Raw genomic sequence first — 23,548 nt, 5'->3', positions numbered from 1 at the left:
AGAAAATGAGAAAAATGTATTTCGCAATTTTTGCGTTTTTAACGACAGCAATTGCTTTTTCACAAGGAACAATTACCGGTACAATTGTCGATGGAGATATGGGTGATCCATTACCAGGTGCAAATGTAATGGTTCAAGGAACATCTAATGGTGTTGCGACAGATTTTGATGGTAAATTTACTATAGAGGTTGCTTCAGGTGAAGGAACGTTAGTGGTATCTTACATTGGTTATGTAAGTAAAAAAGTATCTTTTACAAAAACAGGAAATATTGGTAATATTTCTTTAGAATCTAACTCAGAAGAACTTGGAGAAATTGTAGTTGTTGGAGGAGGACTAATTGATTTGGCAGATGACCGTCAAACTCCAATAGCAGTATCTACTATTCCAGCATCTGTTATTCAAGAAAAAATTGGTACTCAAGACATCACAATGACAATGGTGAATACACCATCTGTTTACGTAACAGGGCAGTCAGGAGGATTTGGTGATTCTAGTATTTCTGTTCGTGGTTTTGAACAAGATAATACTGCGTTCTTATTAAATGGTCAACCAATTAACGGAATGGAAGATGGTTTAATGTATTGGTCTAACTGGTCTGGTTTAACAGACATTGCTAAAGCGGTACAAATTCAAAGGGGATTAGGGTCTTCGAAACTTGCAATTTCTTCAGTTGGTGGAACAGTAAACTTTGTGACTAAAACCACTGAAATGAGAGAAGGTGGTTTTGCTTATGCAGGTATTGCAAACGATAATTATTTGAAAACTACAGTAGGTTATAATTCAGGAATAAGTAAAAAAGGCTTTGGTGTTAGTGTAATGTTTACTCACTGGCAAGGAGATGGATACAATGATGGTACTTTTGGAGAAGGGCAAAATTATTTTATCTCATTTGGGTATAAAGTAAATGAAAAGCATAATTTAAACTTTTTAATTACTGGAGCTCCTCAATGGCATGATCAAAACTATACTAAAGCAATATCAGAATATTTAGAGTATGGTAAAAGATATAATGGGAATTACGGTTATTTAAATGGTAGTTATTTATCTCAAAGAAGAAATTTTTATCATAAACCAGTTGCAAACCTTAACTGGGATTGGACTATTAGTGATAAGTCTAGTTTATCTACTGTTTTATACGCATCTTGGGGTCGAGGTGGTGGAACTGGAAGTTATGGAAACGGTCCTTCTTATATAGATGGAGGTGTTAATGATGATGATGGTCTTATCAACTGGGATAACGTTGTGGATTATAATTCAACTGTTGATGATGGCATAGGTAATGGAGCTACTTATACTGGTTCTGCACTTAGGGCTAGTATGAATAATCATGCTTGGTATGGAATAGTTAGTAATTATGAGACAGAATTATCAGAGAACTTAACTTTTAATGTTGGAGCTGACTTAAGAACGTATAAAGGAACTCATTTTAGACAATTAGTAAATCTTTTAGGATTGAGTGGTTTTGATGAAGGCGGAATTAGTGCACAATATTCTGATACCTATATTGTATCTAGTACATTTAAAGCTTCACCTTGGTCTTCATTAGGTAATTTTGCAGATGAAGATGAAAGAATTGCTTATGATTACGATGAAAGAATTAACTATGGAGGTTTGTTCTCTCAGATAGAATACGGAACAGATAATTTTTCAGCATTTTTTCAAGGAGCTATATCTAACCAATCTCACGTAAGATGGGATAGATTTAATTATATTGAATCTGAAGAAGAATCTGAGAAAATAAATAATTTTGGATTTAATATTAAAGGAGGTTCTAGCTATGTTATTAATGACTCTAATAAAGTGTATGTGAATGCAGGTTATTATTCACGTCAACCATACCATGATAATATATATCTAAACTATACAAATGAAGTTAACCCTTTAACTGAAAATGAAAAAATATTAGGTTTTGAGGCTGGTTATTCATTTGCTACTCCAGGATTTAAAGCAAATTTAAATTTATATAGAACTTCTTGGAAAGATAGAGTAACATCTTCAAGTGAAACAGATGATGACACTGGAGAGTTAATTTATGAAACTGATGAAGGTGTTGAGCAATTACACCAAGGTATTGAATTAGACTTTACAGGTATGCCTACAAATAATTTAAAGATTAACGGTTTCTTATCAATAGGTGATTGGAAATACGTAGGTGATGCACAAACAACAACAAGAGATGAAGATAGAAATGTATTAAGTGTTGAAACTTCTGATGTTGATGGAGGTAAAGTTGGTAATGCTGCTCAATTTACTGCAGGTTTAGGATTAGACTATCAAATAATTAATAACCTATCTATTGATTCGGATTATAGATTTTATGATAATTTATATGCTGATGTTGGAGCTATTAAAGAAAATTTAGAATTACCTTCATTTGGTCTTTTAGATGCAGGTGTGACTTATACAATGTTATTAGGTGAAGAAAAAAATAAGTCTTTAAACATTAGAATGAATGTAAATAATGTTTTGAATACTGAATATATTTCTGAATCAGGAACTGCAGAATTTGTTGAAGATGGCACTGAAACATTCCAAGGATTAAATACAAATAATGAAGTTTATTTTGGTTATGGAACTACTTGGAACTTAAGTTTACGTTATAAGTTTTAATTAAAACTTATAAATAAATTTTCAAAACCCTGCTAAATGGCAGGGTTTTTTTATGCTGAAATTTTAGTATTTTTGACAATTAAAAATATGAAACATATGTACGAGATAATTTATAACTTACACTCCTTTTTTGCTTATGCTGTATTGGCAATTTTAGTAATTGCAATTGTTAATGCTGTATCAGGATTAAAGTCAAAAAGAATTTTTAATTTAGAAAAAGATTTTAGAATTAGCCTTTTTGCACTTATTCTATCTCATTTACAGTTAACTGTTGGTGTAATATTATATTTTGTTTCACCAAAAGGTTACAACGCTATAATGGAGCTAGGTATGTCGGGTATGCCTTCTGCAACAAGGTTGTTAGCTGTAGAGCATCCATTTATAAATATTATAGCAGTAGCTTTGATTACAGTGGGTTGGTCAAGACATAAAAAATTTATGGAAGGCGATAAAAAGTTTAAATCTATCGCTATATTTTACGGCATAGGTTTAATTCTTTTTTTAAGTAGAATTCCATGGGGACAATGGTTCTCTTAAACTATTATACTATTTGAATACTATAAAAAGAGTCTATTATTGGGCTCTTTTTTCTTTTATGATATACATATAAACAGGAAAATGATCACTATATCCACCAACATAACTTCCACCTGCATAAGTTCGTAATGGGTAACCTTTATATCTCCCTTTTGTATCTAATAAATAAGGAGGATTGAAGACATTAGCTTTCCAGAAAGTATAGGTTTCTCTATTTTTAGAAAGTAAAGTGTTTGTGAAAAATAATTGATCGAATAAATTCCATTTATCTCTGTAAGCTAACGAGCCAATTCCTTTTTTATATAATCGTTCCATAGGATTAAATAAATCATTTTCTTCTAATTTTTTCCGCCTACCTTTTGTTCTTAATATCTTTTTTAAACTATCACTAGTGGGATCATCATTTAAGTCCCCCATACTTATAATTTTTGCATTGGCATCTGTTTTTACTATAGAATCTATAATTCGCTTGTTTAGTTTTGCAGCTGCAATTCTATTAGGTTTGCTTCGTGCTTCTCCTCCACTTCTTGATGGCCAATGATTCACAATAAAATAAAACTGTTCATCATCTAAATAGCCACCAACCACTAATTGATCACGCGTATAATCTCTAAACCCATCGGCATTTGATAATAATAATCTGTGACTTTTAAAAGAACTAGGTATAAAAGCTTCTTTCTTATACAGTAACGCTACATCAATTCCTCGTTCATCAGGTGAATCAAAATGTATAATCCCGTAGTTTTTATGTCTTAAATTTTCATGATTTATTAAAGCTTCAACCACTTGTTGATTTTCAACCTCACAGATGCCAATAATATCTGGTGATGTTTTTGTTTTTTCTGCTCCTATTTCAGAAATAACTTTTGATATTGTTTTAATTTTTCTATTAAAACGTTCTTCGGTCCAATGGTCTTTTCCCTCAGGAGTTCTATCGTCATCAAAAGTTAAACTATCATTTTTAGTGTCAAAAAGATTTTCAACATTATAAAAAGCAATCGTTCTTATTTGATATGTTTTTTCTTGAGCCATTAAATGAATGGTGAATAAAAAGGAGAATAGTATAAATGTCAGTTTCATTTCTAGCAGAATTTTCTTTATAAAACTACATATATTACATCAATTTCTTAAAAAAAAGTTAAATTTTATGTATATTGCCATTGAACTAACCATTCTGCATGCGATATATAATCGTTTTTTACTGTCTTACATTTCATATTAATGTATTATTTGCACAATCAACATCCATAATATTGGGTGAAATTCGGGATGCACAATCTAAAGAAATTTTAAAAAATGTTTCTATCAATTTAGAGAATGATTTAACCATCTTTAAAAATAATGAACAAGGAGCTTTTGCATTAAAAACAAAGCTCGTAGAGGAACAAATATTAATCATTTCACTTTCTGATTATACTACAAAAAGAATTCCTGTATTTATCGATGAAAATTTGATTGAGCTCGGTGTTATTTATTTAGGCCGAGATATATCGATAGAAAAAAACGATAATCTAATAACACTTACTGATGCAGAATTGCATGATGATGAAGTTAGTTCAAACAGTGCTGGTTTATTGCAAGCTACAAGAGATATTTTTCTAAACAAAGCAGCTTTTGATTTTGGACAAGCATTTTTTAGAGTTCGTGGTTACGATTCTAAACAAAGTAAAGTATTGATTAATGGCACAGAAATGAATAAATTCTATGATGGTAGACCTCAGTGGAATAATTGGGGAGGGTTAAATGATGTAACCAGAAATCAGCAATTTACTAATGGCCTACAAGCTTCAGTATATAGTTTTGGAGGGGTACTGGGTGTTACGAATATTGATACTAGGCCCTCTAAAATGCGCTCTGGTTTGCGGTTGTCATCATCTGCATCAAATAGAACCTATGGTGCCAGAATTATGGCAACTTATACTGCTCCAATTAGTAAAAAAGGATTAGCATATAGTATTTCTGGTTCAAGAAGATGGTCAAAAGAAGGATATATTTCAGGTACGTTATATGATGCTTATTCATTTTTTGGAGCTTTAGAATATAAGATTAATGATAAAAATAGTTTCTTGTTTACAAGTATGTTGGCATCGAACCGTAGAGGAAGATCATCAGCAATTACAGAAGAAGTATTTAATTTGGTTGGTAATAAATACAATCCTTATTGGGGTATCCAAAACGGCAAAATTAGAAATTCAAGAGAGCGAAAAATTGCAGAGCCAATAGTAATGTTTAATCACTTTTTTGAAACAGATAAGCTAACATTAACTACAGGAGTTTCATATCAAACAGGAGAGAATACCAGAAGTCGATTGGGTTACTATGATGCTCCAAATCCTGACCCAACTTATTACCGTTACTTACCTAGTTTTTATTTAAATAGTTCGTTAGGTGCTAATTTTTTGAGTGCAAACACTGCTAAAGTTGGTTTTATTAAAAACCCTCAATTAAATTGGAATCATATTTATACCGCAAATAGCCGAGAAAAAGCGGCTTATGTTTTGTATGATGATGTAATAAAAGATACTAAAACTTCATTAAGCACAGTTGGTAATTTTACTTTCAATAATCAAATTTCATTAGATTTTGGTTTATCATACCGAAAATTAAAATCTAAAAACTACGCCTTAATAAATGATTTGTTAGGAGCAGATTATCATGAAGATATTGATACTTTTTCTAATACGTTGAACGATATAAATAGTGAAATAAATAAAACTGAAAATGACATATTTAATTATAATTACACTATACGTTCAAATGAAAATAATGCATTTGTTCAATTTAAATATGAGCTTAATAAATGGAAAGTATTTTTAAGTGTAAATTATAAAAACACTAATCATCAAAGAGATGGTTTATACCAAAATGAACGTTTTATTGATAACTCATTAGGTAAAAGTGATAAAATTAAATTTTCAGATTACGGAATTAAGACAGGGCTTACCTATAAATTAAATGGTCGAAATTGGTTGCAAGCAAATGGAGCAATCTTAAATTTAGCACCAACCTTGCAAAATGTATTTATAAATCCTAGAGAAAATAATTTAACGGTACCTGATTTAACTTCTGAAAAAATAACAACAATTGATGCATCTTATTTTTTAAGATTTCCAAAACTTACAGGAAGATTTACAAGTTTTTACACCCGTTTTCAAAACACTACAGATATTAATTTCTTTTTTGTTGATACAGGTGTAGGTTCAGATTTTGTTCAAGAAGTACTTACGGGTTTAGATAAACTACATATGGGAACAGAACTTGGGTTAGAATATCAATTATCACCAGCGGTTCAATTAACTGCAGTAGCGGCTGTTGGTAAATACGTGTATGCGAACAACCCCTCAGTCACCATTAATTTTGATACGTCAGGTGCTGAAGAAGACCTGATTAATTTAGAGGGAGCTATAGCTTTAGGTGAAGCAAAAATTAAAGATTATAAACTTGCTCAAGGCCCACAAAAAGCATTCGCATTAGGTATAAATTACCGTGACCCAAAATATTGGTGGGCAGGGCTAACCGCTAATTATCTAGCCAATAATTACGCAAATATATCAACCATAACTCGTACACGAAGTTTTTATATAGATCCTGAAACTGGTCAAAACTTTGCAGATGCAACTGAAGAAAATGTAAATGCTTTACTTGCTCAAAAATCATTAGATAATTTTTACCTTTTAAATGTTGTAGGTGGTAAATCTTGGTTGAAAAATGGTAAATATATTAGTGTTTTTGCTAGTGTAAGTAATGTTTTTGATGCTGTATTTAGAACTGGTGGGTATGAACAAAGTAGAAATGGTAATTACGGTCAGTTAAAACAAGATAATTTAAGCGGTAGGCCATCATTTGCACCCAAGTATTGGTATGGTTACGGTCGCACATATTTTTTAAATTTTTCAATAAGTCTATAAAGTATGGGTTTTAAAAAATATCAACTTTTTATTTATGTCATTTGTATTTTACTATGCATAAGCTCTTGTGTGAAAGATCGTAGTTTTAAAAATTTAGAGCCAAATTGTATAGATGATGTAGGTGTAAATACAACATATGATATTGTGAAAAGTTTGTATGTAAATGAAACTATTCAAATACAAGAAGATTTAATTATTGAAGGGTATGTAATTTCTTCAGATGAAGCTGGTAATTTTTACAGTGTGCTTCATTTTCAGGATAAGGCTAGTGATCCAACTGCAGGTTTTCAAATAGAAATTGATCTTCGAGATACTTATTTATTTTATCCAATAGGTACAAAAATTAGCATAAAGCTAAAAGGTTTGTATTTAGGTCAGAGTAATGGAATTTATTCTTTGGGTGGAGTGTTTAGTGCCTTTGGTAATGCTTCTGTTGGTAGATTACCTGCTACAGTTATTGATGAACATATTTTTGTGATGTGTGATGCTGAAGAGGTTTTAGAGCCAACAAAATTATCTTTAAGTGAATCAATAGATGCTTATGTGAATACGCTGGTGTCATTTGATAATACAGAGTTCGTTTTAGAGGAGGTTGGCCAACCTTTTGCTATAGAAACAGAAGAAACTACAAGAAGCCTAATTGACTGTGACGATAATCAACTTGAGTTATTGAACAGTGGTTATTCTGATTTTCAAGCGATGCAATTACCAGATGGAAGTGGGGAGGTTAAAGGAATCTTACACAAAGAAAATTTAAATTACTATTTGATTATCCGAGATTTAAATGATATTAATTTTAATAATGATCGTTGTGAAGATGTAATTGATGAATTTACATCTGACGAGATATTCATTTCAGAAATTGCCGACCCTAATAACAATGCAGATGCTAGGTTTATAGAACTCTATAATACCAGTGAAGACACCTTAAGTTTAAAAGGCTGGACTTTAAATAGATATACAAATGCTAATTTAGAAGTAGGTTCTAGTATAAACTTAACAGGTCAATTTATTGCACCTAAAAGTACTTTTGTTGTTGCTACGGATAGTATTGTATTTAATACAGTTTATGGTGTTACGGCAAATTTAGAGGGTAATACAGGTAGTGCTGCAGATTCAAATGGAGATGATAATATAACGCTTGTTGATCCATTTGGAAAATTAATAGATATTTTTGGCATTGTAGGTGAAGATGGTTCTGGTACAAACCATGAATTTGAAGATGGTAGAGCATTTAGAAAGGAAGCTGTTACCAAATCAAACCCCATATACACCTTTGCCGAATGGGAAATATATAATGACACTGGAGATTCAGGCACCATAAATTTGCCACAAAATGCACCAGATGGTTATACGCCAACTATTCGTTGATTTTTATACTGCTATTTATTTTATTTAAATCGGCAGGAGTAATGGGTTTTACAATATAATCTTGAACAATAGGATAACCTTTTACCATTTCAATTTCAGAAGCACTAATAGATGAGCTAAGTACAACTATGGTTATATTTTCTTTGTTTTTAATTTTTGCTTTTTGAAAATTTTCTAAAAACTCCCACCCGTTCATTATAGGCATGCTTAGATCTACAAATATAATAGCGGGTATTTGTTGGTCTTTTTCGCTAGCAGTAATTAGTGCTTCAATTGCTGATTTTCCATTATCAAACTCCTTAATTTCTTGGCTGTAATCTATTTCAGCCATTAATTTTTTAGAAATAAAAACTATAATAGGGTCGTCATCTATAAAATAAATAAGCTTATGATTTTTTTCCACAATTTAATTATTTGTTTAATGTAATAGTGAATGTTGTACCAACATCTATTTTGCTAGTTACAGAAATATTGCCACCCATAGCCTCAACTTGATTTTTTGTAATATAAAGGCCAACGCCTCTTGCATCTTTATTACGATGAAAAGTTTTATTCATTCCAAAGATATTTTTTCCCGCAACATTTAAATCGATACCCCTACCATTGTCTATAAAATCAATTTTTGTCTTATTACCATAAGTTTTTGATTTTACTGTAATGACTGGTTTACGTTGGGGTGCACTATAATTAAGGCTATTTGAGAATAAATTTAATAAAATACTATCTAAATAAGCAGGAACAACGGTAACTTCTACATTTGGCGGAACATCAAAAATACTTGTTGCTTCTTTCTTATTGAATTTTAAGCTAATATTGTTTTTGACATTTTGTAATACTTTTAAAAGATTTACTTGTGATAATTTCTCTTCAATATTTGTAGTATCACTTGATTGTGTAACCTCATTTAAATTGTAAACAGTACTGTTTAAACTATCTGTAGCACTTTTTAACATTGCTAAAATTTGTGTTTTCTGGTCTTCATTTTTTTCATCAAGAAGTAATCTAGTTAATACAGATAGATTGGTAGAATGTGCTCTTAAATCATGTGAAACCATATGAGCAAAATTGGTCAAATTATTGTTTTGCTCACTGGTAATATTGGCGTATTGTTTAAGTTTTTTTTCTGCTATTTTTTCCTTTGTTACATCAACACAAACACCAACAGCTTTGTATGTTTTACTGTCAATTTCAGAAATAAATGTTAGCGTAGCCTTTAATGTTCGCACTTGATTATTAGGAAATAAAACCCTGTAATGAATTGTATTGGTTTTTGATGTTATTTCATTTTTATACTCCGTAAATAAGTTTTCAATAACATCAACATCATCAGGATGAATAGATTTTTTCCATCTTGCAAATAGACTACCGTTGTAATTGTTTTTATCAATGTTGTGAAGTTCAAAACAAGTGTCATCCCATATCGCAAGTTTATCGTTTAAATGAAATTCCCAAGTGGCAACTTTTGATACAGTTACAGCTCTCTTTAGTTGTTCAGCTGCTTCTCTATATTTTAATTCTTCTAACTTAAATTCGTTTATATCTTGGCATATACCATAAATTCTAACACATTGTCCATCTATAAACTCAGCTTGGCCTTTTGTTCTAATCCAAATCTCTTTTCCTTTGGCAGTAATCATTATTACCTCTTCGTCCCAAGGAATGTTTTCATTTACTGCTCTGTTAGCTGCTTCATAAATTTTATTACGATACTCTCCTTCCTTAAAATGCTCAAAGCATTCTTCATAAGTGCTTGGAGTGTAACCTGGTTCTACTTCGTGAATAATATTTACCATTTTAGTCCAAAGAACTTTATTGGTTTTAAGATCAACTTCCCAAGCTCCCGTTCGAGCAACTTTTTGAGCATCATCTAACAAACTTTCCATGTTGTTAGATTCTGTCATTGTTAATTCTGCTATTACTCCAGTAATTCTTTTGTTTGAAACGCGAGGCCTTATATTATATTTTACACAAACAGGCTGGCCATTATTCAATTGGATACTTTTTCCATTTGAAATTTGACTTTCACCATTGATAGCACCTGCTAATTTTTCTTGAAAGCATTTTGGGAAATTTGGCATAGCTTCAAAAAAATTTTCCCCTAAAATAGAATTTAAAGGTGTTTTATATACTGACTCCCATTTTTTTGAGCATGATAAAAAATTGAGATTTTCATCTAGTATAGCAATTGGTGATGTTGCATTTTTAACAAATGCTTCATCTTTATTAAGATGTGAGAAGGTTTCTGAGACTTTCATTTTGGCATTTTATTAAAATTAGTAAAATGTTGTAAATGGGTTGAGTTTAATAGTTGACTTTTAGTTAATTAACTCTATAATACGAAATTAATTTAAATACTCACCAATTACAGTGTCAATTTTTTCAGAGGTAATAGGTTTAATCAAATAATTAGTAACTGAGCTATATTCTTTTACTTTTTCTAGATCGCGAGGATCTAGTGAAGAGCTTATGATATAAATAGCTACATATGTTCTATTGGCATTTGGAATTTTAATAAAATCCTCTAAAAAATCCCATCCATCCATAATTGGCATATTTAAATCTAAAAAGATAATTTGAGGTAATGGTTTATTTTGTTTCAATAAATCTTTTAAACCATTAATAGCTTCAAAACCATTTTTAAATACAATAATTTCGTTACAAAAACCTACTTTTTTGAGAATTTTTTTAATTCCGAATACGCATATTGGATCATCGTCAATAACGCAAGCACGTTCAATTTTATTCATAATACTGGGGGGTATTTTGGTTATAAACCTTTTTTAAAGATTAAATTAAATGTTGTTCCTTTATTAACTTCACTAGTAAGGCTTATACTTCCGCCCATAGCTTCAATTTGATTTTTTGTTATAAATAATCCGATTCCTCGAGCATCCTTGTGGGTGTGAAATGTTTTGTACATTCCGAATAGTTTTTTACCATGCCGTACTAGATCTATACCTTGCCCATTATCTTTAAATTCTAATTGAATGCTAGTTTTATTGATGTCTTTAACTTTTATACTAATCTCCAACTTTCGGTTAGGAGAACTATATTTTATACTATTTGTAAATAAATTTAATAATATGCTATCTAAATAGGCAGGAACAACTTGAACTTTTTTATCTGTAGGAACCTCAATTATGCAATTAGCATTTTTTTCTCTTATTAAAGCACTAATGTTGTGTTGAACAGCTTTTATCGCATTATTAAAATTAACACTTTTTAATTTGTCTTCGGTGTTTGTTGAAATTTGCACAACATCATTTAAATGGTATACTGTATCATTTAAACTTTCAGTTGCATCTTTAAGCATTCTTTTAAGATCTTGTATTTCATCTTCATTATTTTCGTCTAACAAAAACTTAGTTAACATTGATAAGTTTGATGAATGTGAGCGTAAATTATGAGAAACTATATGTGCAAAATTTAATAAACTTTTATTTTGGTTTTTAGTAACTGTGTTTAATTTTTTGGTTTTATTTTCAGCATTAATTCTCGAGGTAATATCTGAAATTTGAGTTAATAAATGTGAAACTTCGCCTTTAAAATTTCGAATAGCTGTAACTGTTAAAATAGCGTAAACTATAGCCCCATCTTTATCTATATATCTTTTGTCTATTTGATAATTATCAATCTCTCCCTTTTTAAGTAGTTCTAATCGATCAAACCCCTTTGTAAGATCTTTGGGATGTGTAATATCTTGAAAATTTTTATTTAGTAAATCATCTTTTGAATAGCCAAAACTTTCGCAAATACTATCATTAACATCAATCCATGTGTTTTCTAATGATACCAATGCCATACCAATTGATGAATTTTGGAAAACACCTTTAAAAGATTTTTCGTTTTTCGATAATTTTAATTGGCTAACTTTTAATTGTGTAATATCCCAATTTGTACCTACCAAACGTGTAATGTTACCAAACCCATCTTCGATAGTTGTAAATTTTGATTTGATATATCGTATTTCATCTCCAGTAGGGCTTATTTTAAAAACAGTATTAAACATATTCAAGACATCTAATGTTGTACTCAAATCTTTAATGTCGTTTTGTATACCATTATTACACAAGCGTTCTTTCCATGCAGTTAATATCCCTTTTGTATTTTTTTCTTTAAGATTGATATTGTACATTTCGTACATATTATCATCCCAAATAAGATTATCGTTTTTAACATCATATTCCCAAATACCAATTTTTGCTGTTTCTGTAGCTACTTTTAATCGGTCAGAGGTTTTTTCAAATGCAATTTGTTGTTTTTTGTATTTATCAATATTTTGAAATGTTCCAAAAACACGAACACATTTATTATTAATTATTTCAGGCTTGCCTTTTGCTCTGATCCATATATCATTGCCTTTTGCCGTTGTAATTTGTAATTCTTTTTCCCAAGAAATTCCTTCATTAATAGCATTATTTATGGCGTTAGTAATTGTCTCTCTATGAATTCCTTTTTTATAAAAGTTAATTCCTTCATCAAGATTAGGAATGTAATCTAACCCAACCTCATGAATTACTTTGGTCTCATCACTCCAGTATATTTGGTTAGTTGTTAAATTAAGCTCCCAACTACCAATTTTAGCAACAGATTGTGCTTGTATTAATAGTTCTTCTTTCTTCTTTTTTTCTGTAATATCATCTGCAATTACAACTGCACCAGTTATGCGGTTATCCTCGTCTTTTGTAGCACTAATTTTCCAATTAAACCAGGCTCTTTGATCGTTCTTACATTCAAAATTTTCTATAAGAGAATTTTCTCCATTAATTATAGATAGTATTAAATGATAAACATCTTCCGGAATACTAGCAATTGATTTGATGTTTGTGTTTTCTTGACGTTCTTTCCTTGTGATTCCAAATTTTTTGTACCAAGAAATAGAATAATCTTTTACATAAAGATCTAGATCTACAATAGCAATTGCAAGGGGGATATCTTTAAGCGAATATGTAAAGGTTAATAAATCCAATTTCAGTTTTTGTTTTAAAGATAAGATTTTTTAATTTTAGTAGGAAAAGACTTAATCTGTTGTTAGGCTGAATATTAAATTATTTATATTCTTTTTAAGATAAAAAGGAGAAAAAACTTCTTTTGAATTTAAATTTGGCTAATAATTAACTATTTTTTATTTAGAATAGTAATTAAAATTTGATTTTTAATAGGTAAAAACTATTGATTTATTGTTTTATGGTATTGATTAACCAAATTAAATTTGGCAATCTGCAATATATTTACATTAATAATAAAGTTCATTATTATAAAATTAGCTTTTAATGAATTATAATAAGAGTTTTTTAAATTGGTTATTAATAAATAAAAAGTAATGCTATGAGTAATATTTTTTTTAATGAAATAAGAAACGGAAATGCTGATGCAGTGTCAAAAATGTTATCAGAAAATCCAGAGCTATTAAATAGTGTAGATCAACGTGGATCATCACCATTAATATTAGCAACATATTATGAACAACAAAAAATTACTGAATTGTTACTTGAAAAAGGTGCGCCAATTGATAGTAGAGATTCTGTTGGTAATACAGCATTAATGGGTGTGAGTTTTAAAGGATATTTAGGTCTTGCAAAGTTATTAATTGAAAATGGAGCCAATGTGAATGTTATTAATTCAATGGGTTCAACATCATTAAGTTATGCAGCAACATTTAATAAGCCAGAAATTGCCAAATTATTATTAGCAAATGGTGCAGATGCTTCAGTAAAAGATGCACGAGATAAAACAGCTTTAGATCATGCTAAAATGCAAAATTTTACCGAAGTAATAGATTTGTTATCTGCATAGATTTAATTATATTTCATATACTAAAGGCTCAAAATTATAGATTTTGAGTCTTTGTTTTTTTTTATTGAAAACACTTAACTTTATTAAAAAATTTATAATGTCTGAATTAAAAATAGCATTAATACAAACTTCTTTAGTTTGGGAAAACCCTCAAGCAAATAGATCGATTATTTCAGATAAAGTAAAAAAAATTAAAGATTCGGTTGACTTAATTATTCTTCCTGAAATGTTTACAACAGGCTTTACCATGAGTCCAGAGCATATAGGTGATAATGAAGGAAGCTTAACTATTGATTGGTTACTCAAAATCTCTTCAGAAAAAAAATCTGCTATAACTGGGAGTATAATTTTTTTAGAAAATGGAAACTTTTATAATCGGCTATTCTTCATAAAGCCAACTGGTGAAATTCAAACTTATGATAAAAAACATACTTTCACCTTAGCAGGTGAAGATAAAGTTTTTAAAGCAGGCAATATGAAGACAATTGTAACGTATAAAGGTTTTAAAATTTGTCCGCTAATTTGCTATGACCTTAGGTTTCCTGTTTGGGCAAGAAATGTAGAAAATTACGATGTGTTGCTATATGTTGCTAATTGGCCAAAAATTAGAATTAATGCATGGGATATTCTTTTAAAAGCAAGAGCAATAGAAAATATGGCCTATTGTATTGGTGTAAATAGAGTTGGTGAAGATGATTTAGGACACAAGTATTCAGGGCATAGTGCTGTTTATGACGCTTTAGGTAATACAATAACTTTTTCAACGAGCGAAGAAATTGTTTATGCGATATTAGAAAAAGAGCATATTGTTTCCTGTAGAAAAAAAATGAAGTTTTTAAATGATAAAGATGATTTTACTTTAAAAGACTAAAATTATATTTCTCTTCCCAATTAGCACGCATTTCAATTATTTTTGGTGAATGACTCACACGCTCGGGTTGTATATTTTTTAAATAGTTACCTGTATCCCATTTTCTATTATTGTTGTCATCAGAAATTACTCTGACTAAATAGTTGCCTGGAGTAAGGTTTGAAAAATAAAACGATTTAGGTTCTGTTGCATATAATTCTCTTTTCTTAACCCCTTTTTCATCAGTTAGTTGAACAATTACAGGGTACGTTACTTCGCCACTAAGTTCAAGTTCTAAGTTCCCAAAATCTGCATAACTTTTAGTGGTTAGGTTAAAAACTATAGTATCATTTGTGTTACCAAAAAAGTCTTCAAATAAACAAGGGTAAATTGCAAGACGATAAGCTTCGTTAGGCTCTTTTTCAAAATTTATTCCAAGACTATTGCTTAAAGTATCTAAAACTGTAGAATACTCAACATCAAGTGAATCTTTATTTATTAATTTTATTTTACTATCATCAATACGGGTAATTGGAGTATTTACAGCTATTGAAAAATTATCTTTAAAACCAATGGCGCCTGAGAAATTTGGTTTCAATTCAAAAGAATCAACACCTACTTTTCTGCTTTTGATAGTAAAGGTATCTTTCTGCTTAAGCTTTTCATTAGTAACGGTAAATTGTAATGAGTCTAAATCGTAAGGGGTAAACCAAAAATTAAGGGTGTCTTTATCAGGTTGTTTTGCAATTTTTGTACGAATAGAGTCAGGTATTATTGATAAAGGTTTTATTTTAATATCTTCATAATTACCTTGATACCCAAATACTATTTTATTTTTAGATTCATATTTTGGTACAGATATTGCGTAGTTTGGTTCTTCCTTAAAGAGTGTAAGTAAATAAGTTTCATCAGTAGGTAATGTAATTGTGTCATTTAAAAATGCAATTTTATCAGAACCTTGATCAAAAACATTATTCTTGCTCTCATCTTTCACACCAAACAAAGCATATTTACCTTTTTTAAGATTTTTTAATTCAAAAAGGAATGTACTATCTAGCGTATTTGTAATATGATTCGGAGGTCTTTTAAATACCGTAGAATCATTATAAGTGCTATCTATTTCATATAACATTATACTTAAGTAAGAGTCAACTTCTTTATTATAAGCATCTTCAACAACGCCTTTTAATGACAACGAATCAATATAAGTTCCGGTAGAGAATATATAGGTAAAAAAACTATTTGGGTTTCCCTCATTATTATCAACAATGCTTTGTCCAAAATTAAAAGTATAAGTAGTATTTGGTTTGAGTGTATCTTTTATAAAAACCTCAACATATTTTTGAGCAGTACTTGAAGGTGTTATTGTTGGTGTATACTTCAGTGGTGGCGAGACTATTAGCTGATTTGTAACATCATTAAGTTTAACGTATTCATCAAAGTAAAGGCGAAATTTTTTCCCTTTAAAATTAAGAGACATATTCTTTGGTTCAGCCTTAGTTAATTTTGGCGGAATAATATCTTTTATGCCTCCTGAAGGAGTACCTGTAACAGCACATTGATATAATGAGAATGCTGCTAAAACTAAAAACACGCAAGCTAATATTCGTCTAATCATAATACTTTTGAAAGTCTTAAAAAAACAAAGAAACAACTAATTTAATAAAACGCAATTTTGTAATACCATTAAATCACCAAACAAAACGTTAAGTTTTTTCAACCATTGCCATGGTAAGAAAATAAATAGTAACACTGTTTTCTGTTTTAAAAGCATTTGCACAAGCTTCTAAAGTAGCCCCAGTTGTTACTACATCATCTACAATCAATATGTTTTTATTTTGAACCGTTATCTCATTATTTAATTGAAACAGATTTTGATTGTTTTGCCATCTCAGAAATCTATTTTTTTTAGTTTGGGTTTTTGTATTTCTAGTTTTAATTAAAGCATTTTCTTCGTATTTTATATTTAAATGTGTTGCAACTTGTTTCGCAAAATTTGAAACCTGATTATAACCACGCTTGTTTAATTTTTTTTTATGTAGGGGTACAGGAACCACTAAATCAATTTTTTGCAAAATAGGATCGTTTTTCAATAAAGTTCCACACCAATCTCCTAAAAAGTCTCCAATTTGCTCTTGATTTTTGTATTTTAGGTTATGAATTAAGTTTTTTACAATTCCATTATGAGTAAAAAATAAGAATGAAACTGCTTTTTTTATGACTACTCTACCATAAAAAATGCGATCAAATGAATTTTCTTTGTGAAAATTCTGTTCGGTAAGTGGTATTTGGTTTCGACAAACGGTGCATAATGTCCGTTCACCTTTGCGTAAATATGCATTACATCCAAAACACCCTATTGGTACTAGGATTCTGTTAATATCATTTACTATCTTTACAAACCAATTATTCATGAACTTGTATAATTAAAATCAAAAAAACCTACTTAACCTTTAAAATGGACTCTCAAGATACTAAAATCAATTATAAAATAATTCTCGCTGCGATGGTAGCTACAGTAATAGGCATATTAATTGCCTTTTATTATAGCCATACCCAGGCAGTTACTAAAATTAGCTTTTTAGAAGAAGAGAAATTGATTTTAGTAAAAGACCTTACTTTAATGAAAACTGAAGTTGATAGACTTTCAACTGCTAATGAAGTTAATGAAATTGAACTTCAAGATTCTAAATATAAAATTGAACAATTATTAGATTCTGTCGGTAGTTTAAATTTCACAGTTGCAAAGTTGCGTGAGTATAAAAAAGAATTTCGTCAAATGGAATTGCTTCATGATAGTCTAAAACTTAAGAATAATTCGTTACGGTATAATAATAGTGTTTTGGCTAAAAAATATAATGAGACCAAGGCAAAAATTGATTATTTAGAAAGCGAGAGTGCTACTTTAGCTGAAGCTGAAGCGGCTCTAATTCAAAAAAATAAAAGGCTTAATGAAGAGTTAAAAATAAAAAGCTATTTGCGTATGCAAGAAGCTGAGGGGGTTTCCTATAGAGTGCGTAGTGGTGCTGTTACACAAACCAATAAGGCAATATCAGTTTCTAGATTAAAAGGTTGTGTTACTATCGTGGAAGACGTAAATGTGATTCATGAAGAAAAAGTAATATACTTACAATTTTTAGACCCAAATAAGAAAGTAATTGAACATAAATCAACGAGTATAAATATTAACGGTAATATTTATAGTAAAAAGGTTATGTTTGAGTTTGATGGTAAAAACATACCAGTTTGTGATAATATTCAAGTGCCTGAAGGTTCATTACAACCAGGTTTGTATACTTTAAATATCTTCGAGAATCAAAAATTACTGCAGAGTACAGAATTTGTTTTAAAATAAATTATTTCATTTTAGGGTAATATTCTATTTTTGCCACATGGCAAATCAAGACGATAAATTTAAAAAAGTGATATCTCATGCTAAGGAGTATGGATACGTTTTTCAATCTAGTGAAATATATGATGGTTTAAGTGCGGTTTATGACTATGCTCAAAACGGTGCTGAACTAAAAAAGAACATTCGTGAATACTGGTGGAAAGCCATGGTTCAAATGAATGATAATATTGTAGGTATTGATGCGGCAATATTTATGCATCCAACTACATGGAAAGCTTCCGGTCATGTGGATGCTTTTAATGATCCACTTATAGACAATAAAGATTCTAAAAAAAGGTATAGAGCCGATGTTTTAGTTGAAGATTATACTGCAAAAATTGAAAATAAAATTGAGAAAGAGGTTAAAAAAGCTGAAAAGCGTTTTGGTGAATCTTTTGATAAAAAGCAATTTTTAGAAACGAATCCAAGAGTGGTTGGTTATCAAGAAAAAATTGATACGATATTGAAACGTTTAGGGAAATCATTAGAGAATGAAGATTTAGTTGATGTTCGTAACCTTATTGATGAATTAGATATCGTTTGCCCAATTTCAGGTTCTAAAAACTGGACAGATGTTAAGCAGTTTAACTTAATGTTTGGAACTAAGCTAGGCGCATCTGCTGATAGTGCTATGGACTTATATTTAAGACCAGAAACGGCTCAAGGTATTTTTGTGAATTTTTTAAATGTGCAAAAAACTGGGCGTATGAAAATTCCTTTTGGTATTGCTCAGGTAGGTAAAGCTTTTCGTAATGAGATTGTTGCCCGTCAATTTATTTTTCGTCAGCGTGAATTTGAACAAATGGAGATGCAATTTTTCATTCAGCCAGGTACACAGCAAGAATGGTATGAAAAGTGGAAGGAAAATAGAATTAAATGGCACCTTTCTTTAGGTATGGGTGAAGAGAATTATCGTTTTCATGATCATGAAAAATTAGCACATTATGCTGATGCCGCGGCAGATATCGAATTTAAGTTTCCATTTGGTTTTAAAGAATTAGAGGGTATTCATTCAAGAACAGATTTTGATTTATCACAGCATGAAAAATTCTCTGGTAAAAAATTACAGTATTTTGATAATGACTTGAAGAAAAATTATGTGCCTTATGTAGTTGAAACTTCAATAGGTTTAGATCGTATGTTTTTAGCAGTTTTCTCAAATTCTTTAGAAGATGAAGAATTAGAAAATGGAACAACAAGAACAGTTTTAAAATTGCCTGCAGTTTTAGCACCAACTAAAGCAGCAATATTCCCATTATTAAAAAAAGATGGTCTTCCAGAATTAGCACATGAAATCGTGAATGATTTAAAATGGGATTTTAATGTTTTTTATGACGAAAAAGATGCTGTTGGTAAACGTTATAGAAGACAAGATGCTAACGGAACACCTTTTTGTATTACTGTAGACCACCAATCTTTAGAAGATAAAACAGTTACTATTCGACATAGAGATACAATGGAGCAACAACGAGTTGCTATTTCAGATCTTAAAGAAATGATTAGTAAAGAAGTTGATATGAAAGAATGGTTGATGAAAATGAACTAATTTTTTTATTGAAAAAAATGTAAGAGCCTGAAATTGAATATTTCAGGCTTTTTTTGTACTTTAAGTTAAATTTACAATCTAATAATTTTAACAATAAAAAGACTACAAATTAGTTTTGTATATTTATCCTATATGATATCGACAATCGTTAAATAGTTTTTATCTATTAAAAAAATAATTTTAATAGATTTAATTCTTATAATTTAGCAGTAGTTAGTTATATAAAATATATTCAATTTTAAAAACAGTTTTATTATGGAAAATAAATCACATTCTCACTCAGCTTCTGATGGAAAAGCATGGGATGTTAATGAATCAGCAGCTCAATGTCCATTTTTAAATGGGGAATTAAATCAAGCAGCAGGTGGCGGTACAACAAACCGTGACTGGTGGCCAAACTCATTAAATTTAAATATTCTAAGGCTTCATTCTTCTAAGTCTGATCCTATGGATAAAGACTTTAATTATGCAGAGGCTTTTAAATCTTTAGATATTGAGGCTGTTAAAAAAGATTTATTTGAATTAATGGAAGATAGTCAAGAATGGTGGCCGGCCGATTATGGTCATTATGGTCCGTTTTTCATTCGTATGGCATGGCATAGTGCAGGTACTTACCGTATTTCCGATGGTCGTGGTGGAGCAAGTTCTGGTTCACAACGTTTTGCACCTTTAAACAGCTGGCCAGATAATGCTAGTTTAGATAAGGCACGTTTATTAATATGGCCTATCAAACAAAAATATGGTAAAAAAATATCTTGGGCAGATTTAATGATTTTAGCTGGTAACTGTGCTCATGAATCTATGGGATTAAAAATGTTTGGTTTCGCAGGTGGTCGTGAAGATATTTGGCAACCAGAGGAAGATATTTACTGGGGTTCTGAAACAGAATGGCTAGGAAACAATAAAAGATATGAAAAAGAAGGTGAAGATTTAGAGAACCCACTAGGTGCGGCACATATGGGGTTAATTTATGTAAATCCAGAAGGTCATAACGGTAACCCTGATCCTGTTGAAGCGGCACATTATATTCGTGAGACATTCGGTCGTATGGCAATGAATGATTATGAAACCGTTGCTTTAATTGCAGGTGGTCACACATTTGGTAAAACTCATGGTGCAGCAGATCCTGAAAAATATTTAGAGTCTGAACCAGCTGCTGCAGGTATTGAACAACAAGGTTTAGGTTGGAAAAATAATTTTGGTACTGGTAAAGGTGCTGACACTATTACAAGTGGTTTAGAAGGTGCTTGGACTCAAACACCAACGAAATGGAGTCATTACTTTTTTGAAAACTTATTTGGTTACGAATGGGAATTAACTAAAAGTCCAGGTGGTGCACACCAATGGAAACCAAAAGATAATGCAGGTGCAGGGACTTTTCCTGATGCGCATGATCCAACAAAAACGCATGCTCCATTTATGTTAACGACAGATTTGTCTTTACGTATGGATCCTGCTTATGAAAAAATATCAAGAAATTTCTTAGAAAATCCTGAGGAGTTTGCTGATGCTTATTCTCGTGCTTGGTATAAATTAACGCATAGAGATATGGGGCCAGCTGAACGTTATTTAGGTTCAGAAGTACCAACAGAAGAATTAATTTGGCAAGATCCAGTACCAGCTGTAGATTTTGATTTGATTGACGATAAAGATATTGAAGATTTAAAAGCTAAAGTATTAGCTTCTGGTATATCAATTTCAAAACTAGTTAGTACAGCTTGGGCTTCTGCTTCAACTTATAGAGATTCAGATAAACGTGGTGGCGCTAATGGTGCACGTATACGTTTAGCTCCTCAAAATAATTGGAGAGTTAATAACCCTGCTCAACTAAAAGAAGTCTTAAGTGTACTTGAGGGTATTCAAAATGAATTTAATGAAGCACAAGCAGGAAACAAAAAAGTAACTTTAGCTGATTTAATTGTATTAGCAGGTACTGCTGGTGTTGAACAAGCGGCTAAAAATGGAGGTTTTGATTTAACTGCGCCATTTATGCCAGGTAGAACTGATGCAAGTCAAGAGCAAACAGATGCTGAAGCATTTGAAGTATTAGAGCCTATTGCTGATGGCTTCCGTAACTATACAAGACAAAAATTTAGTGTATCTGCTGAAGAATTGTTAGTCGATAAAGCACAATTAATGACATTAACAGCACCTGAAATGAGTGTTTTAGTTGCTGGTCTACGTGTATTGAATGCTAATTTTGACGGTTCTGCTCACGGAGTTTTCACAAAACAAAAAGATGTTTTATCTAATGATTTCTTTGTAAACTTATTAGATATGAGAACTACTTGGAGTGCAACATCTGAAGATGATACTATTTTTGAGGGTAAAAATAGAACTAATGGTGATGTATTATGGACAGGTACTAGAGTTGATTTAATATTTGGTTCAAATTCAGAATTAAGAGCTATTGCAGAAGTTTATGCTTGTGAAGACGGTAAAGAGAAATTTGTGAAAGATTTTGTAGCTGCTTGGACAAAAGTTATGAACTTAGATCGTTTCGATTTAAAATAGTAAGTAGTAAAATGTTTTTATATAAAAAGGGTGACTTATCGTTAAGTCACCCTTTTTTACTTCAATAATTCTTTTCATAAAATTCATTCAAATCTTTTAATGTAGCATTTTTTAAAGTTTTACCTTTTACTCTTTCTTTATAGATTGTGCCTTGATATTTTGTTTTGAAATTTTCAATTAGCATTCCGTGATATGGTAAACCTTCGCTATCGTAAGTAATCGAAGAAATCGCTTCAAAATCTTCATTATTATTTTGTTCTTTGAGCTTTAAAAAAGCATTAGCTGCTGAATAATCTGACGGCCCTAACTTGGTATAATATTGCCCTAAGAAATCACTTTTGTAAGTTTCCAAATATTTTTGGGTGTAAAGTAAATCTTCGTTCCATTTTTTTATTGGAATTATAGTGTCATTCTTAATACTGTATATTATTGTTAAGTTGGCCAATTCATTTTTTATTTTAGAACGGAAAATTTTGTCATCATATGTGAATGATATAGTACCGTTTTTAGCTGTTATTTTAATTTTCGGGTGTATAGTCTCTGTAACTGTATAGCCGGTGTCTGTGGCTATAATCTTAATAGCATTGGCATAATGCATAGCAAACACATATAAAGACAAAGATTGAGTTATACCATTTTTTAATGTTTTTTTAGAAAAATTATGTTTTGAAAAATCAAATTCTATACCATCAAAGATTTTACCGTTTTTGTAAACTGACTTTATTGGGGGATCAAGTTTTAATTCTTCATCATAATTTATAGAAGTCTCATCTCTATCATAAATAGTTGTTGGCTCTGAATATTGATATTGTTTTTTCTCTAAAGGTCTTTTTCTGTAATAAGTAGCATCTCCCTTAGTAGTCTCATTCCAGTATTCATCATAATATGTAGTACTTTTTTCTTGAGCCATGCCAATAAATACAGATAATATTAAAATACAGATTATATAACTTTTTTTAGAAATCATAATTTGGTTAATTTATTGTAGTAAACCAAATATATAAATTAAAAAACCCTTTACAG

17 protein-coding genes are annotated in these 23,548 nt (G+C 30.5%); 9 read left to right on the top strand and 8 right to left on the bottom strand.

Going from position 1 to position 23,548, the window contains the following annotated elements; genetic code table 11:
- The first annotated feature begins 5 nt into the window (after positions 1-5).
- A complete protein-coding gene (locus tag KO500_RS04550) occupies positions 6-2,612 on the top strand; it encodes a TonB-dependent receptor (protein WP_215955314.1) in 2,607 nt (868 codons plus the stop codon).
- Between the two features lie 96 nt (positions 2,613-2,708).
- The gene (locus tag KO500_RS04545; RefSeq protein ID WP_215955622.1) at positions 2,709-3,149 is read left to right on the top strand and encodes a hypothetical protein; all 441 of its coding nucleotides are present in this window, start codon (positions 2,709-2,711) and stop codon (positions 3,147-3,149) included.
- A 36-nt stretch (positions 3,150-3,185) separates the two neighbouring features.
- On the opposite strand, the gene KO500_RS04540 is transcribed toward KO500_RS04545, so the two are convergent.
- Positions 3,186-4,229, bottom strand: coding sequence for an endonuclease/exonuclease/phosphatase family protein (locus KO500_RS04540; RefSeq protein WP_215955313.1), 1,044 nt, complete (start codon positions 4,227-4,229; stop codon positions 3,186-3,188).
- 98 nt (positions 4,230-4,327) lie between these two features.
- Between KO500_RS04540 and KO500_RS04535 the strand changes: the two genes are divergently transcribed.
- Entirely contained in the window at positions 4,328-7,057 is a 2,730-nt protein-coding gene (locus KO500_RS04535) for a TonB-dependent receptor (RefSeq protein ID WP_215955312.1), read from the top strand.
- A 69-nt stretch (positions 7,058-7,126) separates the two neighbouring features.
- Positions 7,127-8,428, top strand: coding sequence for a DUF5689 domain-containing protein (locus KO500_RS04530; RefSeq protein ID WP_303487795.1), 1,302 nt, complete (start codon positions 7,127-7,129; stop codon positions 8,426-8,428).
- Here the strand turns inward: KO500_RS04530 and KO500_RS04525 are convergent.
- The 4 genes from KO500_RS04525 to KO500_RS04510 form a co-directional block, all read right to left on the bottom strand.
- Positions 8,418-8,831 (bottom strand): response regulator, encoded by a 414-nt coding sequence (locus tag KO500_RS04525; protein ID WP_303487793.1) that lies wholly within the window; start codon positions 8,829-8,831, stop codon positions 8,418-8,420. The two genes, KO500_RS04530 and KO500_RS04525, sit on opposite strands and share 11 nt — an antisense overlap.
- A gap of 7 nt (positions 8,832-8,838) precedes the next feature.
- Positions 8,839-10,683 (bottom strand): PAS domain-containing sensor histidine kinase, encoded by a 1,845-nt coding sequence (locus tag KO500_RS04520; protein WP_215955310.1) that lies wholly within the window; start codon positions 10,681-10,683, stop codon positions 8,839-8,841.
- 87 nt (positions 10,684-10,770) lie between these two features.
- A complete protein-coding gene (locus KO500_RS04515) occupies positions 10,771-11,175 on the bottom strand; it encodes a response regulator (protein WP_215955309.1) in 405 nt (134 codons plus the stop codon).
- Positions 11,176-11,195: 20 nt separating this feature from the next.
- Positions 11,196-13,397, bottom strand: coding sequence for a PAS domain-containing sensor histidine kinase (locus KO500_RS04510; RefSeq protein WP_215955308.1), 2,202 nt, complete (start codon positions 13,395-13,397; stop codon positions 11,196-11,198).
- A 359-nt stretch (positions 13,398-13,756) separates the two neighbouring features.
- On the opposite strand from KO500_RS04510, the gene KO500_RS04505 reads away from it, so the two are divergent.
- Positions 13,757-14,224 carry an ankyrin repeat domain-containing protein gene (locus tag KO500_RS04505; protein WP_215955307.1) on the top strand — a complete coding sequence of 156 codons (468 nt, stop codon included), beginning with the start codon at positions 13,757-13,759 and terminating at the stop codon, positions 14,222-14,224.
- A 97-nt stretch (positions 14,225-14,321) separates the two neighbouring features.
- Positions 14,322-15,095, top strand: a complete 774-nt coding sequence (locus KO500_RS04500) for a nitrilase family protein (RefSeq protein ID WP_252732422.1) — start codon at positions 14,322-14,324, stop codon at positions 15,093-15,095.
- On the opposite strand, the gene KO500_RS04495 is transcribed toward KO500_RS04500, so the two are convergent.
- A complete protein-coding gene (locus tag KO500_RS04495) occupies positions 15,079-16,692 on the bottom strand; it encodes an Ig-like domain-containing protein (protein WP_215955306.1) in 1,614 nt (537 codons plus the stop codon). The genes KO500_RS04500 and KO500_RS04495 overlap by 17 nt on opposite strands.
- Positions 16,693-16,780: 88 nt before the next feature.
- Entirely contained in the window at positions 16,781-17,488 is a 708-nt protein-coding gene (locus KO500_RS04490) for a ComF family protein (protein ID WP_215955305.1), read from the bottom strand.
- A 44-nt stretch (positions 17,489-17,532) separates the two neighbouring features.
- Here KO500_RS04490 and KO500_RS04485 point away from each other — a divergent pair, with 44 nt between their 5' ends.
- From KO500_RS04485 to katG, 3 genes are all read left to right on the top strand, one after another.
- On the top strand, positions 17,533-18,429 hold the full coding sequence (locus tag KO500_RS04485) for a hypothetical protein (RefSeq protein WP_215955304.1): 897 nt from the start codon (positions 17,533-17,535) through the stop codon (positions 18,427-18,429).
- Between the two features lie 37 nt (positions 18,430-18,466).
- Positions 18,467-20,011, top strand: a complete 1,545-nt coding sequence (locus tag KO500_RS04480) for a glycine--tRNA ligase (protein ID WP_215955303.1) — start codon at positions 18,467-18,469, stop codon at positions 20,009-20,011.
- A 255-nt stretch (positions 20,012-20,266) separates the two neighbouring features.
- Positions 20,267-22,525 carry a catalase/peroxidase HPI gene (gene katG / locus KO500_RS04475; RefSeq protein ID WP_215955302.1) on the top strand — a complete coding sequence of 753 codons (2,259 nt, stop codon included), beginning with the start codon at positions 20,267-20,269 and terminating at the stop codon, positions 22,523-22,525.
- Between the two features lie 61 nt (positions 22,526-22,586).
- Here the strand turns inward: katG and KO500_RS04470 are convergent, their stop codons facing one another.
- The gene (locus tag KO500_RS04470) at positions 22,587-23,492 is read right to left on the bottom strand and encodes a hypothetical protein (protein ID WP_215955301.1); all 906 of its coding nucleotides are present in this window, start codon (positions 23,490-23,492) and stop codon (positions 22,587-22,589) included.
- Between the last annotated feature and the right edge of the window lie 56 nt (positions 23,493-23,548).

The sequence above is a fragment of the Cellulophaga baltica genome (assembly GCF_018861125.1).
GTDB classification, from domain to species: domain Bacteria; phylum Bacteroidota; class Bacteroidia; order Flavobacteriales; family Flavobacteriaceae; genus Cellulophaga; species Cellulophaga baltica_A.
Note: the sequence above shows the minus strand (reverse complement) of the source record. Positions and strands in the feature narration are given on the sequence as shown.

What these genes read in the sequence shown, in the direction of transcription:
- KO500_RS04470 (WP_215955301.1), bottom strand. Translation starts at nt 23,492, where the DNA reads ATGATTTCTAAAAAAAGTTATATAATCTGTATTTTAATATTATCTGTA.
- KO500_RS04495 (WP_215955306.1), bottom strand. Translation starts at nt 16,692, where the DNA reads ATGATTAGACGAATATTAGCTTGCGTGTTTTTAGTTTTAGCAGCATTC.
- KO500_RS04520 (WP_215955310.1), bottom strand. Translation starts at nt 10,683, where the DNA reads ATGAAAGTCTCAGAAACCTTCTCACATCTTAATAAAGATGAAGCATTT.
- KO500_RS04515 (WP_215955309.1), bottom strand. Translation starts at nt 11,175, where the DNA reads ATGAATAAAATTGAACGTGCTTGCGTTATTGACGATGATCCAATATGC.
- KO500_RS04480 (WP_215955303.1), top strand. Translation starts at nt 18,467, where the DNA reads ATGGCAAATCAAGACGATAAATTTAAAAAAGTGATATCTCATGCTAAG.
- KO500_RS04500 (WP_252732422.1), top strand. Translation starts at nt 14,322, where the DNA reads ATGTCTGAATTAAAAATAGCATTAATACAAACTTCTTTAGTTTGGGAA.
- KO500_RS04550 (WP_215955314.1), top strand. Translation starts at nt 6, where the DNA reads ATGAGAAAAATGTATTTCGCAATTTTTGCGTTTTTAACGACAGCAATT.
- KO500_RS04540 (WP_215955313.1), bottom strand. Translation starts at nt 4,229, where the DNA reads ATGAAACTGACATTTATACTATTCTCCTTTTTATTCACCATTCATTTA.
- KO500_RS04490 (WP_215955305.1), bottom strand. Translation starts at nt 17,488, where the DNA reads ATGAATAATTGGTTTGTAAAGATAGTAAATGATATTAACAGAATCCTA.
- katG (WP_215955302.1), top strand. Translation starts at nt 20,267, where the DNA reads ATGGAAAATAAATCACATTCTCACTCAGCTTCTGATGGAAAAGCATGG.
- KO500_RS04535 (WP_215955312.1), top strand. Translation starts at nt 4,328, where the DNA reads ATGCGATATATAATCGTTTTTTACTGTCTTACATTTCATATTAATGTA.
- KO500_RS04485 (WP_215955304.1), top strand. Translation starts at nt 17,533, where the DNA reads ATGGACTCTCAAGATACTAAAATCAATTATAAAATAATTCTCGCTGCG.
- KO500_RS04505 (WP_215955307.1), top strand. Translation starts at nt 13,757, where the DNA reads ATGAGTAATATTTTTTTTAATGAAATAAGAAACGGAAATGCTGATGCA.
- KO500_RS04545 (WP_215955622.1), top strand. Translation starts at nt 2,709, where the DNA reads ATGTACGAGATAATTTATAACTTACACTCCTTTTTTGCTTATGCTGTA.